At 68.4% G+C, this 14,262-nt stretch carries 11 protein-coding genes; 8 read left to right on the forward strand and 3 right to left on the reverse strand.

Annotation, left to right across the window (positions count from 1 at the left end):
- Positions 1-394: 394 nt before the first annotated feature.
- From AC1ROD_RS04325 to AC1ROD_RS04335, 3 genes are read right to left on the reverse strand one after another with little or no spacing between them, the layout of a single operon-like run.
- Positions 395-1,024 (reverse strand): DUF1190 domain-containing protein, encoded by a 630-nt coding sequence (locus tag AC1ROD_RS04325; protein ID WP_492947020.1) that lies wholly within the window; start codon positions 1,022-1,024, stop codon positions 395-397.
- 5 nt (positions 1,025-1,029) lie between these two features.
- A complete protein-coding gene (locus AC1ROD_RS04330; protein WP_492947021.1) occupies positions 1,030-1,449 on the reverse strand; it encodes a DUF350 domain-containing protein in 420 nt (139 codons plus the stop codon).
- Positions 1,450-1,476: 27 nt separating this feature from the next.
- Complete coding sequence (locus AC1ROD_RS04335) at positions 1,477-2,136, reverse strand: YjfK family protein (protein WP_492947022.1); 660 nt, start codon at positions 2,134-2,136, stop codon at positions 1,477-1,479.
- A gap of 390 nt (positions 2,137-2,526) precedes the next feature.
- Between AC1ROD_RS04335 and AC1ROD_RS04340 the strand changes: the two genes are divergently transcribed.
- The 8 genes from AC1ROD_RS04340 (at position 2,527) to AC1ROD_RS04375 (ending at position 14,179) form a co-directional block, all read left to right on the forward strand.
- Complete coding sequence (locus AC1ROD_RS04340; RefSeq protein WP_492947023.1) at positions 2,527-2,964, forward strand: YjfI family protein; 438 nt, start codon at positions 2,527-2,529, stop codon at positions 2,962-2,964.
- Between the two features lie 22 nt (positions 2,965-2,986).
- Positions 2,987-3,730: a PspA/IM30 family protein gene (locus AC1ROD_RS04345; RefSeq protein ID WP_492947024.1), complete on the forward strand. Its 744-nt coding sequence runs from the start codon at positions 2,987-2,989 to the stop codon at positions 3,728-3,730.
- 185 nt (positions 3,731-3,915) lie between these two features.
- The gene (locus AC1ROD_RS04350; protein ID WP_492947025.1) at positions 3,916-5,079 is read left to right on the forward strand and encodes a glutathionylspermidine synthase family protein; all 1,164 of its coding nucleotides are present in this window, start codon (positions 3,916-3,918) and stop codon (positions 5,077-5,079) included.
- A gap of 169 nt (positions 5,080-5,248) precedes the next feature.
- The gene (locus AC1ROD_RS04355; protein ID WP_492947026.1) at positions 5,249-7,516 is read left to right on the forward strand and encodes a glycoside hydrolase family 3 N-terminal domain-containing protein; all 2,268 of its coding nucleotides are present in this window, start codon (positions 5,249-5,251) and stop codon (positions 7,514-7,516) included.
- Between the two features lie 172 nt (positions 7,517-7,688).
- Positions 7,689-11,330 (forward strand): hydantoinase B/oxoprolinase family protein, encoded by a 3,642-nt coding sequence (locus AC1ROD_RS04360; RefSeq protein WP_492947027.1) that lies wholly within the window; start codon positions 7,689-7,691, stop codon positions 11,328-11,330.
- A gap of 173 nt (positions 11,331-11,503) precedes the next feature.
- Positions 11,504-12,208 carry a DUF969 domain-containing protein gene (locus AC1ROD_RS04365; protein ID WP_492947028.1) on the forward strand — a complete coding sequence of 235 codons (705 nt, stop codon included), beginning with the start codon at positions 11,504-11,506 and terminating at the stop codon, positions 12,206-12,208.
- Positions 12,205-13,170: a DUF979 domain-containing protein gene (locus AC1ROD_RS04370; protein WP_492947029.1), complete on the forward strand. Its 966-nt coding sequence runs from the start codon at positions 12,205-12,207 to the stop codon at positions 13,168-13,170. Before AC1ROD_RS04365 ends, AC1ROD_RS04370 begins: the two co-directional genes overlap by 4 nt.
- 1 nt (position 13,171) lies before the next feature.
- Positions 13,172-14,179, forward strand: a complete 1,008-nt coding sequence (locus AC1ROD_RS04375) for a DUF2891 domain-containing protein (protein ID WP_492947030.1) — start codon at positions 13,172-13,174, stop codon at positions 14,177-14,179.
- Positions 14,180-14,262: the final 83 nt, after the last annotated feature.

Genomic DNA, 14,262 nt, shown 5'->3' on the forward strand with positions numbered 1-14,262 from the left:
CACTCGGAAAAAAGCGAGTGCAAAAAGTGCAAGGCTTGAAGCCGGGTGAGAGAGGCGGCCGTCAGGGCGCTGATCTTGCCCGGCTTTTGTTTTGGGCGTTGGCGGCGGTGGGTTGCACTTGAGTGCAAGGCAGGTGCGGGTGTGGGGGATGTCAAAGACCGGGAGGTCGGGAGTGTACCTCAGCCCGTGGGGATGCTGGGCCGAATGCGGCGCCGTTAGGGTAAGGTGTTGAGCGGGCAGGGGATCGGGTTCGCGAGGATGCGAGGTTGAGCGGGGCTCATCACACTCCGTCATCCTCGGGACGAGCCCGAGGATGACGGATAGTGGGACTGAGAATTGGAAAAGGGCGGGCCGTGAGGCCCGCCCTTAGTGTTTTCTAACCGGTGCTCTGGGGTTACCCCCCGAAGCTTCGGCCGCCGCCGCCGAAGCCGCCGCGGGAGACGACGGTGGTGCGGCTCTGGACGCGGGTGGGGGCCTGGCGGGCGACGTCGACGTCGTTGCGGTTGGCGACGGTGCGGCCGGTGCGGTAGTCGCGGCTGAGATAGCCGCCGCCGAAGCCGTTGGAATAGCCGCCGTCGCGGTCGCGATACAGCGGGCCGCCGCCGCGATAGCCGCCGCCGTTCATCAGCTGGCCGATGATGAAGCCGGTCGCCAGCGGGCCGAAGAAGGAGCCGCCGCCGTGGTTGATCGGGCGGCACTGTTCTGGCCCCCACTGGCCTTCGCACTCGGCCTGGGTGGCGTAGCGGGGCCCGTTCTCCTTCGCCTGATCGTCGGCGGCCTTCCATGCGGTGTCACACTCGGCGTCGGAGACGTCGTTGGCGGCCTTGCAGTCGGCCAGCGAGGTATAGGCCGGGGCCGGATCGGGCTCAGGGGCCGCCAGCTGGGGCTGGCCGCAGGCGGCGAGCGAGAAGCTGGCCGTGGCCATCAGGCTGGTGACGTGCAGGCTGCGCGAGCGCATCAGCCGGCGCATGGAGCGTGACCCTTCCTCGGGGCGCTCATCAATGGGTTTGGTCTGGTCGGTCATGGAGCTTACGCCGTCATGCAGGCGGCGTTGAGCAGCCCGATGCAGATGGAGATGGAGGCCAGATAGACGGCGGCGGAGGTCTCGCCCGCCTCGATGCGCTCGGCCATCTTGCGATAGACGAGGCGGCTGACGATGACGAAGGCCAGGATCTGGATGATGGCGGCAAGGAGGGCCCAGGCGGCGAATTCGCGCAGGGTCACCGTGTGCGACAGCGCCGAGGCCAGGGGCAGGACATAGCCGATCAGGGCGCCGCCCAGGGAGATGGCGGCGGCGGTGTTGCCGTCGCGGATCAGGGTCTGCTCGTGATAGGGCGTGACCCACTGATAGATCAGCTTGAAGGCGACGGTGAAGACGCCCGCCGCGGCGAAGGCGATGAGGAAGGCGATGGCCCCCTGCATGAAGGCGTAGCGGTCGAAGTCGAACATTCCTGTCTCCCCTAAAGGTCTGCGCGATCAGGCGCGGAACTCGGCCATCTCCAGCGGGATGCCGATCATGATTTCGTGGCTGAGGTCGCCCTGTTTGCCCCGGGCGTCCTCGGGCTGCATCTCCAGCGCCAGCATCAGCTCGCGGCCGTCATCCAGATCGCGCGCATAGAGCATGCAGGTCTGGAAGATCTTCGAGTACGGGACGCGGGCGGCGCGATCGTCCCAGACCGTCTCCCAGATCGTCACCGGCGGCTGGCGGCCGTCGGCCTCGGTGAACCAGAAGCGCGGATAGTCGGGCAGGCTTTCGGCCGCGCCGTGGAAGACGGGCTCGGACAGCCGGTCCTTCCAGATGCGCCGCTCGCGCTCGCCGGCCGGATAGGCCGAGGTCCAGGGCATGAAGAGGGTGAAGTCGTAGCTCTCAAACCCCGCGGCGTCGTCGCTCATGGCCTGAAGCATCAGATGGTCCTCGGTGTAGAACCGGTGGACGAACTGGCCGCTGTCGAGGGTGACGGTCCCTTGCGCCGTGATGTCGAGGACGTCGCGGTCGAGGGTGAATTTGGTCTGGTCGCCCAGCCGGCGCCAGGCCAGCGGGTCGAGGGCGACGGTGCGGCCGATGGTGATGTTGCGCACCACGGCAAGGGCGGGCGCCGCCGGTGCTTCCTGTCCGCCGAAGAGACGCTTGAACATGGTCTGTCCTTAGCCTCGATCCGCGCGGGCGGCGAGGGCGTGTCCTGCACGATCCGGTGTGTCACGCGTTTGAAGCTGGCCCATGCGACAAAAAATCGCTCCGCCCGAACCTCTTGTCAAGCGTACATGTTACGCGTTACATGTAACAACATGACGGACGAGGACGACAGCCTGTCGCCGAACGCAGCCACGGATCGCATCCGGGCGTGGCGGAAGGCGCGCCGTGAGGCGGGGATGGTCAAACTCGAGTTCTGGGTTCCCCAGGCGGCGCGCGACGATGTGAAGGCGGCGGTGCGCGCAATCGTCACGGATTCGGCGCGGGCCCCGGCTCTTGCTCCCCGCCCCCGATCCTCTCAATTCCAAGCCTTCATTCCTGGAGCCGACCATCAAATGGACGCCGTGATCGAAACCCCCTGGACCGTGCCGGCCATCAAGACCGCACTGGACGCCTCGACCCTGATCCGCGAGGGCGAAATGACCCTGCGGGTGCTGGAGGGCGCCGAGCCCGTCCTGCTGGTCACCATGCATGAATACGGCGACCTGCCGATCTATCTGTCGGTCGGCGGCGCGCAGATCGTGGTCTCGGTGCTGCTGTGGCCCGTGTCCGAACAGGCCGATCCGGCCCGGTTCAACGAGTTCCTGCTCAAGGCCCAGCGGGTCGTGCCCCTGTCCAACTTCGCCATCACGGCGGTGGGCGGCGAAGATGTCTATGAGTTGATGGGCGAACTGTCGTGCAAGACGACGCTTCAGACCATATTGATCGAACTGCGCACCCTGGCCGAGAACGCGATCGACGCCACGGCCCTGCGCGAAACCTTCGACGCCTGATTACCGGAACCGGATCCTACAGATGTCCATGCTCTCCAAACTCTCCGCCCTGTTCCGCGGCACGGCCCATGACGCCGGCCAGTCGATCGTCGACGCCAATGCGCTGAAGATCCTGGACCAGGAAATCCGCGACGCCGACAACGCGCAAGGCAAGGCCCGCGACGACCTGGCCGGTCTGGTGGCGCGCCGCCGCATGGCCGAGAACGAGCTGCAGAGCTTCGGCGAGCAGATCTCGAAATACGAAAGCTCGGCCCGCGCCGCCCTGGGTCAGGGCAAGACCGATCTGGCCCGCGAGGTCGCCGGCCGCATCGCCGAGCTGGAGACCGAGATCGGCACGCGCGGCCCGCAGATCGAGAACATGAAGGCCGCCGAGGCCAAGCTGCGCACGGCCATCGCCTCGACCGACCAGAAGATCGAGACGCTTCGGCGCGAGATCGACATCGTCAAGGTCAATGAAAGCGTCCAGCGCGCCCAGACCTCGGTCGCGCTGCAGTCGGCGGGCGCCCAGTCGCGCATCGGCTCGGCCGCCGACAGCCTGCAACGCATCAAGCAGCGTCAGGCCGTGAACGAAGAGAAGCTGCGCGCCGGTCAGGAGCTGGAAGACAAGCGCACCGGCGCCGATCTGGACGCCAAGCTGCGCGACGCGGGGATTCTGCCGGGCCACGCCTCGGCCGACGACGTGCTGGCGCGGCTGACGCAGCAGGAGATCAAGGTGGTGACGCCGCAGATCGAGACGTCCGTGCCGGTCGAGAAGGACAAGGCGTGACGGCCTTTTCCTCCCCATCGCTCTCGCGATGGGGAGGGGGACCGCGCGTAGCGCGGTGGAGGGGGCTCTTCGTCGAGCCCCGCTCCGGCCTGAACAAGGCAGCAAGCAAGAACCCCCTCCACCCCGGCGCAAGCGCGCCGCGGTCCCCCTCCCCACGCTCCGCGTGGTGAGGACAGAGCAGCATCATGCAACGCATCAAACTCTCCCCCCGCGCGGACTGGCAGGCCAAGGCCGAGGCGGTCGGGTTCACCTGGAACCACGTCGACGGTCAGCAATACTGGGACGAGGGCGCGGCCTATGAGTTCTCGCTGACCGAGATCGAGGACGGCATCGAGGCACCGACCGAAGAGCTGCACTCCATGTGCCTCGATCTCGTCGACGAGGCGGTCCAGTCCGAGCGGCTGATGGCCCAGCTCGAGATCCCCGAGGCCATGCGCGACTATGTCGCCGACAGCTGGAAGCGGAACGAGCCGTCCCTCTATGGCCGGTTCGACTTCGCCTACGACGGCACGGGTCCGGCCAAGCTCTATGAGTACAACGCCGACACCCCGACCTCGGTGTTCGAGACGGCGGTGTTCCAGTGGCTGTGGCTGGAGGACCAGATCGCGGCGGGCGTCTTCCCCGAGGACAGCGACCAGTTCAACAGCCTGCACGAGAAGCTGGTCGAGCGGTTTCGGACGATCTTCCCCGACGGGGGTTTCGTGCATTTCTCGTCCGTCCCCGACTATGTCGAGGACCGGCAGACGGTGCTGTTCCTGGAAGATTTGGCGAAGCAGGCCGGGCTGGATCCGCAGTTCGTGGCCATCGGCGACATCGGGCTGAACGAGGCCGGGCGGTTCGTCGACCACGAGAATTTCGAGATCGGGGCGATGTTCAAGCTCTATCCGTGGGAGGAGATGCTGCGCGACGACTATGCGGAGCCTCTGCCCAATGCGGAGATCACGGTGCTGGAGCCGGCGTGGAAGAGCCTGCTGTCCAACAAGGGCATATTGCCGCTGCTGTGGGAGCGGCATGCGGGGCATCCGAACCTGCTGGAGGCCTATTTCGAGAGCGATCCGGCCCATACGCGGCTGGGTTCGTCCTATGTGCGCAAGCCCCTGTTTTCGCGCGAGGGCGCCAATGTCGAACTGGTCAAGGACGGGCGCAAGTCGGCCGTGCTGGACGGCGGATACGGCGACGGGGCCTGGATCCGGCAGGCGCTGCATGCCCCGCCCAGGTACGACAACCGCTATGTGATCATCGGCTCATGGGTCGTAGGGAACGAAGCGGCCGGGATCGGCTTGAGAGAGGATCGCGGCCGCATCACGCGCAACGGCTCGCGCTTCGTGCCGCACCTCATTCGGGGGTGAACGCTCTCAAATCCTCGCCGGAGAAACGATCGGTGACCTGACAGACGGGTTCGGGATGGTTAGGAACGCCGTGCTCCTGACGAAAAGGTCCGCCATGTCGATGATCACGACTGCCACCCCGACGCGAACGGGAGTAGCTTCCTCCGCCCAGATGTCTCGCCGATCCGCCATGTCCAATCTCGCTATCCTCGCGGCCCTCGGCGCCGGCCTGTTCTCCGCCCGCAAGGCGGACGCGCAAACCGCCGCGCGCTCGGTCGAGGAACACTCGGACATGATCGAGGGGCTGATCGCCCAAATGACGATCGAGGAGAAGGCAGGGCAGCTGAACCTTCTGCCTGACCCGTTCCGGTTCCGGCCCCAGAACGTCAATCCGCTGGACGGGCAGGGCGATCCGGCCAAGGTGCATGACGCCATCCGCTCGGGCCACTGCGGCGCCCTGTTCAACGGGGTCGGGGCGGACGCCGGCCGGGTCATCCAGCGCATCGCCATGGAAGAGACGCGGCTGAAGATCCCGCTGCTGTTCGCCGCCGACATCATCCACGGCCTCTATACGGTCTTCCCGGTGCCTCTGGCGGAGGCCTCGGCCTTCGACGCCGACCTGGCCGAGCGCACGGCGCGGGCCATGGCGCTGGAAGGCGCCGTCTCGGCCATCCACCAGACCTATGCCCCCATGGTCGACGTCGCGCGCGACCAGCGCTGGGGCCGGGTTGTCGAGGGCGCGGGCGAGGACGTCCACCTGAACGAGGTGCTGGCCGCCGCCCGGGTGCGCGGCATCCAGGGGACCAGGGGGCTGAACGACCGCGACGCCCTTCTGGCCACGCCCAAGCATTTCGTGGCCTATTCCGCCGCCATCGGCGGGATGGAATACAACACCACCGACATGTCGGAGGCGACGCTGCGCGGCGTCTTCCTGCCGCCGTTCAAGGCCGCGCTGAGCGCCGGCGCCCTGTCGGTGATGAGCGCCTTCAACGACCTGAACGGGGTGCCGACCTCGGGCAACCACCGAATGCTGACCGACGTCCTGCGCGGCGAGTGGGATTTCGAGGGCTTTGTGGTCTCGGACTATACCTCGGAGCAGGAGCTGATCGCTCACGGCTTCGCCGAGGACGGCCGCGACGCGGCGCGCATCGCCCTGCTGGCCGGGGTCGATATGAGCATGGTCTCGGGCCTGTACATGGCCCACATCCCCGACCTGGTGGCCAAAGGCGATGTGCCGATGAGCCGGGTGGACGAGGCGGTGCGCCGCGTCCTGCGGACCAAGGCGGCGCTGGGTCTGTTCGACGACCCCTATCGCGGCATGGACGCCCGGCGCGAAAAGGCCGTCTGCGGCTCGCGCGAACACTATGCGCTGGCGCGCGAGGCGGGCCGCGAGTCGATCGTCCTGCTCAAGAACGAGGGTGATGTCCTGCCGCTGAAGGCCGAGGGGCAGAAGATCGCCCTGATCGGACCCTTCGCCTCGGACCTGGACGTGTTCGGGCCCTGGACCATCTGGGGCGACGAGACGCACCGGATCTCGGTCGAGGCCGGTCTGCGCGCGGCGATGAAGACGCCGTCCGACCTGACCGTCATCAAGGGCTGCGACATCGAGACGGCGCTGGAAGGCGGCATCGCCGACGCGGTCCTGGCCGCAGGGCAAGCCGACGTCGTGGTGCTGGCTCTGGGTGAAGGCTCGCGCTTCACCGGCGAGGCCCAGTCGCGCACCGAGATCACCATTCCCGAGATCCAGCGGAACCTCGCCGCGGCCGTGGCCGCCACGGGCAAGCCGGTCGTGGTTCTGATCCGCAACGGCCGGGCGCTGGAGCTGTCGGGCGCGATCAAGGACGCGCAGGGCATCGTGGTGACCTGGTTCCTGGGCTCGGAGATGGGCCACAGTGTCGCCGATGTCTTGTTCGGCGATCACTCGCCCTCGGGCCGCCTGCCGGTCAGCTTCCCGCACAAGTCCGGCCAGCAGCCCTTCTCCTACGACCACAAGCGGACCGGCCGCCCGGCCAATCCGAACCTGGCGTCGGAGGAGTACACCGCCCGCTATCGCGAGACGACGAACACGGCGCTCTATCCGTTCGGGCACGGCCTGACCTACGGCAAGGTCAGCTATGCGACCCCGGTCGTCGCCAGTCCGACGATGAGCTGGGACGGGACGCTGGAGGTCTCGGTGGACGTGACCAACGCCGGCGAGGTCGCGGTGGTCGAGACGGTCCAGCTCTATATCGGCGACAAGGTCGCCAGCCTGACCCAGCCGGGCCAGCGTCTGCGCGATTTCCGCAAGGTGGCCCTGGCCGCCGGCGAGACCGAGACGGTGCGGTTCACCCTGAACCGCGAACAGCTGGAGTTCATCGGGGCGGCGGGCACGCCGACGGTCGAGCCCGGGGCGTTTGATCTGTGGCTGGCGCCGTCGGCGCAGGTCGGGACGCCGGTCAGGTTCACGCTGGTTCGGTAGTCTAAAATCCTCCCCCATCGGGGGAGGTGGCTCCGAGCGCTTGCGAGGAGACGGTGGGGGCTGGGCCAGACGCCGGCGAGCGTGGTGAGCCCCCTCCACCGCTTCGCGGTCCCCCTCCCCCAAAGGGGGAGGATTTGTTGACCTCGCCTCTTCGCCCCCGTCTAATCCCGGCATGACGACATCCGTGGATTCCGACGCCGTGACGGGCGAGGGCTGGCGCTTCTGGATCGACCGGGGCGGCACCTTCACCGACATCGTGGCCCGGACGCCGGGCGGCGAACTGAAGACCGCCAAGCTGCTGAGCGAGAACCCCGAACACTATGCCGATGCGGCGGTGGAGGGGATCCGGCGGTTTCTCGGGGTCGGGCCGGGCCCGATTGAAGCCGGCCTGATCGAGGCGGTGCGGATGGGGACGACGGTCGCCACCAACGCGCTGCTGGAACGCAAGGGTCAGCCGACGTTGCTGGCCATCACCGCCGGGTTCGGTGATGCGCTGAGGATCGGCTGGCAGAGCCGGCCCGAGCTGTTCGCGCGCCACATCGTGCTCGATCCGCCCCTGTATGAAGAGGTAGTCGAGATCGCCGAACGGGTGGGAGTGGACGGCGATGTCCTGACCCCGCTCGACGAGGCGAAGGCGCGGGCGGATTTCGCGGCGGCGCGGGCCAAGGGGCTGAAGGCCGTGGCCATCGTCCTGGTGCACGGCTGGCGCTGGACGGCACATGAGGCGCGGCTGGCGGAGATCGCCCGCGAGGCCGGGTTCGAACAGGTCTCGGTCAGTCATGACGTCGGCGCCCTGATCAAGCTGATCGGGCGCGGGGATACCACGGTGGCCGACGCCTATCTGTCGCCGGTGTTGCGCGCCTATGTCGACCGGGTCGGAGCGGACCTCGGCGAGGCGACGCCGTTGCTGTTCATGCAGTCGAACGGCGGGCTGACGGGCGCGAAGGCGTTCCGCGGCAAGGACGCCATCCTGTCGGGACCGGCGGGCGGGGTGGTCGGGATGGCCACCACCGCGCGCGAGGCCGGGTTCGATCACGTTGTCGGCTTCGACATGGGCGGCACCTCGACCGACGTCTCCCACTATGCCGGCGACTATGAGCGGACCTCTGACAGCGTGGTCGCCGGGGTGCGGCTGCGCGCGCCGATGCTGTCGATCGAGACGGTGGCGGCGGGCGGAGGCTCGATCTGCCGCTTTGACGGATCGCGGCTGAGAGTGGGCCCGGAGAGCGCAGGCGCCGTGCCGGGGCCGGCCGCCTATCGCCGCGGCGGGCCGCTGACGGTGACGGACTGCAATGTGCTGCTGGGCAAGCTGAGGCCCGAGTTCTTCCCCGCCGTCTTCGGGCCGGGCGCCGATCAGCCGCTGGACGCCGAGGTGGTGCGAACGAAGTTCGAGGCCCTGGCGGCGGAGGTTGAGGCGGCGACCGGGCGGACGACGACGCCGGAGGCCCTGGCCGAGGGCTTCATCGCCATTGCGGTCCAGGCCATGGGGCAGGCGATCAAGACCATCTCCATCCAGCGCGGCCACGACGTGACCCGCCATGTGCTCAACTGCTTCGGCGGGGCGGGCGGGCAGCACGCCTGTCTGGTGGCGGACGCCTTGGGGATGACGACGGTGCTGCTGCATCCGTTCGCGGGGGTGTTGTCGGCCTATGGGATGGGGCTCGCCGATGTGCGGGCCATCCGTCAGGAGACGGTCGGGGCCCTGCTGAGCCCTGAGCGGGATGTGGAGCTGGCGGCGCGGGTCGAGGCTCTGGGCGCGGCGGCCGAGGCGGCGCTGGCGGGGCAGGGATCGAGCGGGGACGTGGTCTCGCGGCTGGCGCGGGCCGAGGTGAAATACGCCGGGACCGACACCCCCCTGACCGTGCCGTTCGGATCGGCGGTCGAGATGCATGCGGCGTTTCAGGACCAGCACCGGCGGCGGTTCGGCTTCGTCGGCGAGCGCGATCTGATCGTCGAGACCTTGCAGGTGGAGGCGGTGTCCGCTCCGCCGAGGGGCTCGGAGGCGCCGGTTGCGGGGGCGACCGAAGGCGGGACGGCAGAGCCGGTCGAGGTCGCGTCCGTCTGGATGGCCGGGGGTATGCGGGAGGCCGCGATCTATCGCCGCGAGGGGCTGGCGTCCGGCGTCGCGGTCGACGGGCCGGCGATCATTCTGGAGAGCACGGGCACGACGGTGGTCGAGCCCGGCTGGCGGGCCGGCGTCGATGCGCGCGCCAATCTGATCCTGACCCGGGTCGAGGCCTTGGCGAAGCGGACGGCTCTGGGGACCGAGGCCGACCCGATCCTGCTGGAGCTGTTCAACAGCCGCTTCATGGCCGTGGCGGAACAGATGGGCGAGGCGCTGAGGGCCACGGCCTATTCGGTGAACATCAAGGAGCGGCTGGACTTCTCCTGCGCCGTCTTCGACCGAACGGGCGCCCTGATCGCCAATGCGCCGCACATCCCCGTGCATCTGGGCTCGATGGGTGAGAGCATCGCGGCGGTGGTGCGGTCACGGGGGGACGCGCGGGACGGGCGCGGCCTGAAGCGCGGCGACGTCTATATGCTGAACGCCCCCTATAATGGCGGGACCCATTTGCCCGACATCACCGTCATCTTGCCGGTGTTTCTGGCGGACGATACGGCCCCGGCCTTCTTCGTCGCGGCGCGGGGGCATCACTCGGACGTCGGCGGGATCACGCCGGGCTCCATGCCGCCGAACAGCCGGTCGGTCGAGGAGGAGGGGGTGCTGATCGACGACTTCCTGCTGATCGATCAGGGCGTGTTGCAAGAGGCGGAGACGCGGGCCCTGTTCGGCTCGGGCGCCTGGCCGTCGCGCAATGTCGAGATGAACCTGGCCGATCTGAAGAGCCAGGTCGCGGCCTGCGCGCGGGGGGCGGAAGAGCTGGAGCGGATGGTCGCCGAGTTCGGGCGCGAGACGGTCGAGGCCTATATGGGCCACGTTCAGGACAATGCCGAGGAGGCGGTGCGGCGGGTGCTGGCCGACTTCGGCGGCGGCGAGTTCGCCCTTGAGATGGATGACGGAGCCATCATCCGTGTACGGATTTCGGTGAAGCCGGAGACGCGCTCGGCGTGGGTCGACTTCACCGGGACCAGCGCCCAGAGGCCGACGAACTTCAACGCCCCGAGGTCGATCACCCGGGCGGCGGTGATGTATGTGTTCCGGACGCTGGTCGACGACGCCATTCCGCTGAACGAGGGCTGTCTGAAGCCGATCACCCTGATCGTGCCGGAGGGATCGATGCTGTCGCCCGTCTGGCCGGCGGCGGTGGTGGCGGGCAATGTCGAGACCAGTCAGGCGGTGGTCGACGCCCTGTACGGCGCGCTCGGCGTGCTGGCGGCCAGCCAGGGGACGATGAACAACTTCACCTTCGGCGACGCGACGCGGCAATACTATGAGACCATCGCGGGAGGCTCGGGCGCCGGGCCGGGGTTCGATGGGGCGTCGGCGGTCCAGACCCATATGACCAACAGTCGGCTGACCGATCCGGAGGTGCTGGAGACACGGTTCCCGGTGCTGCTGGAGGGCTTCTCGATCCGGCATGGGTCCGGCGGGGGCGGGGCATCGACCGGCGGCGATGGAGCGGTCCGGCGGGTGCGGTTCCTGGAGCCGATGACGGCGGGCATCCTGTCGAACCGGCGGCGCGTGCCGCCGTTCGGGGCGGTGGGCGGCGATCCGGGCATGGTCGGGATCAACCGGGTCGAGCGGGCGGACGGCACGGTCGAGGCGCTGGGCGCCACGGCCGAGGTCGAGATGGCGCCGGGCGATGTGTTCGTGATCGAGACGCCGGGGGGCGGGGGGTATGGGATGGGTTGATCCTTCTCCCCTTGCGGGAGAAGGTGGCAGCCGAAGGCTGACGGATGAGGGGTTTCGCTGACGTCTGACGTTGGGGGAGAAGCGCTCACTTTCGCCGGCCGAGTGACCCCTCATCCGTCTCGCTCCGCGAGCCACCTTCTCCCGCAAGGGGAGAAGGGAAAGGAACAGACTTCTTGCTCGTCCTTCTCGGAATTCTGGTCGTGGTCGCGGGGTTCGCGGCGAGGCTCAATCCGTTGCTGACTATCGTGGTCGCGGCGTTGGTGACGGGGGTGCTGGCGGCGGTGGTCGCGGGCGCCGATGCGGCCGGGCTCTGGCGGGCCGGGTTGGATACGCTGGCCCTGTTCGGCAAGGCGTTCAACGACAACCGCTACTTCCACATCACCTGGCTGATCCTGCCGGTGATCGGCCTGCTGGAACGCGAGGGGCTGCAGGAGCGGGCGCGGATGCTGATCGGCCGGGTCCGGGCCGCGACGGCCGGACGGCTGCTGCTGGTCTATCTGGTCATCCGGCAGGCGACTTCGGCCCTGGGCCTGACCTCGCTGGGCGGGCATCCGCAGATGGTCCGGCCGCTGGTCGCGCCCATGGCCGAGGGGGCGGCGGAGAAGGATCAGGGCGAGATCAGCGATGAGACCCGTTTCCGCATCCGCGGCATGGCGGCGGCGACGGACAATGTCGGCCTGTTCTTCGGCGAGGACATCTTCATCGCCATCGGCTCCATCGTCCTGATCGTCGGCTTCCTCGAACAGGCGGGGGTCAAGGTCGAGGCCCTGCACGTCTCGCTCTGGGCCATCCCGACGGCCATCGCCGCCTTCGTGGTGCACGGCGTGCGTCTGTGGTTCTTCGACCGGACGCTGAAGGCGAAAGGCGGTGAGGCATGATCACTCTCGACCACGCCTATGTCCTCGTCGGGCTGATGTTCCTGGCCTTCGCCGTGCTCACGGCGCTGGACCGCAGCCATCCGACGCGGATCCGCAACACCCTGTTCTGGGGCCTGATCGCCGTGTCGATGCTGTTCGGCGCGAAGCTGGGCGGGCTCGGCAACGGCATTCTGGTGCTGGCCCTGGTGGCCATCGGCGCGACCGGCAAGATGGGCGTCGCAAAGCCTGTGACGACAGGGCCCGAAGAACGCGTCGAGCGGGCCGAGCGGCGCGGCAACGCCCTGTTCCTGCCCGCCCTGATCATTCCGGTGGTGGCCGTCGGCGGGACGCTCGCGGCCAAATACACCGAGGCCGGCAAATGGCTGATCGGGCCGACCCAGACGACGCTGATCGCGCTGGGCCTCGGCTGTCTGATCGCCTTCTTCGCCGCCGTGGCCTGGTTGAGGCCGCCAGCTTCCGCGCCGGCGCAGGAAGGGCGGCGGCTGATGGATTCGATCGGCTGGGCGGCGCTTCTGCCCCAGATGCTGGCCTCGCTGGGGGCGGTGTTTCTGGCGTCCGACGTCGGGGGCGTGGTGGGGCAGGCGGTGACCTCGGTCATCCCGCTGACGACGCCGCTGCTGGCCGTGATCGCCTATTGCGTCGGCATGGCCCTGTTCACCATCGTCATGGGAAATGCCTTCGCGGCCTTCCCGGTGATGACGGCGGCGATCGGCCTGCCGCTGGTGGTGCATCAGTTCGGCGGCGACCCGGCCATCGTCTGCGCCATCGGCATGCTGGCCGGCTTCTGCGGCACCCTGCTGACGCCCATGGCCGCCAACTTTAATGTGGTGCCCGCCAATCTGCTGGACCTGCCCGACCGCAACGCCGCCTTCAACGGCGTGATCCGCGCCCAGGCGCCGACGGCGGCGGTGATGCTGCTGGTCAATATCGCCCTGATGTACGCCCTGGCCTTCCGGTTCTGAGATGACACGACTGACAAGTGAGACGGCCAGCCTCTACGCCCGCACGGCCCTGGGCCATGTGACGCGCGAATATCCGAACAAGCTGGATCATGTGATCAGCGGCCCGGAGTCGGTGCAGGGGCCGCGCGCCCTGCATCCGATCTTCTTCGGCAGCTTCGACTGGCACTCGTGCGTCCACGGCTGGTGGACCCTGTTCACGGTCCTGCGCCTGCATCCGGAGATCGCGGAGGCGGACGCCATCCGGACGCTGGCCCATGAGCTGTTCACCGGGGCTCATGTCGCGGCCGAGACCGCCTATCTGGCCGAGCCGTCCAGCCGGGGGTTCGAACGGCCCTATGGCTGGGCCTGGCTCCTGATGCTGGCGGGCGAACTGACGCGCCACGACAGCGAGGAGGGGCGGCGCTGGTCCCGGACGCTGAAGCCTCTGGCCGACGCCTTCGCCGACCGGTTCAAGGCCTTCCTGCCGCTGGCGACCTACCCGGTGCGGGTCGGGACCCACTACAACACCGCCTTCGCCCTGACCCTGACGCTGGACTATGCGGCGGCGGTCGGCGACGCGGCTCTGGCCGATCTGTGCAAGACCAAGGCGCGCGACTGGCATCTGGGCGACGCCGGCTGTCAGGCCTGGGAGCCGTCGCAGGACGAGTTCCTGTCGCCGGCCCTGATGGAGGCCGAGCTGATGCGGCGGGTGCTGACGCCCGCCGGGTTCGCTGACTGGTTCGACGCCTTCCTGCCCGATCTGGCGCAGCTGAGCCCCGCTGCGCTGTTCGCTCCGGCCAGCGTCAGCGACCGTTCGGACGGCAAGATCGCCCATCTGGACGGGCTGAACCTGAGCCGGGCCTGGTGCTGGCGGGGCATCGCCTCGGCCCTGACGGACGACCGCAAGGCCATCGCCCTCAAGGCCGCCGACGACCATCTGGCCGTCGCCCTGCCGCAGGTCACCGGCGACTATATGGGCGAGCATTGGCTGGCCAGTTTCGCCCTGCTTGCCCTGCTCGCGGCCACATGAACAATCGGTAAGGTCGGGCCCCTCGCCAAGACCTTCCGCATACCGCTAGATGCCGCCCTGTTCGGAGAGGGGCTATTCGATGA

It is taken from the genome of Brevundimonas sp. GW821-FHT12E07, from assembly GCF_058807035.1.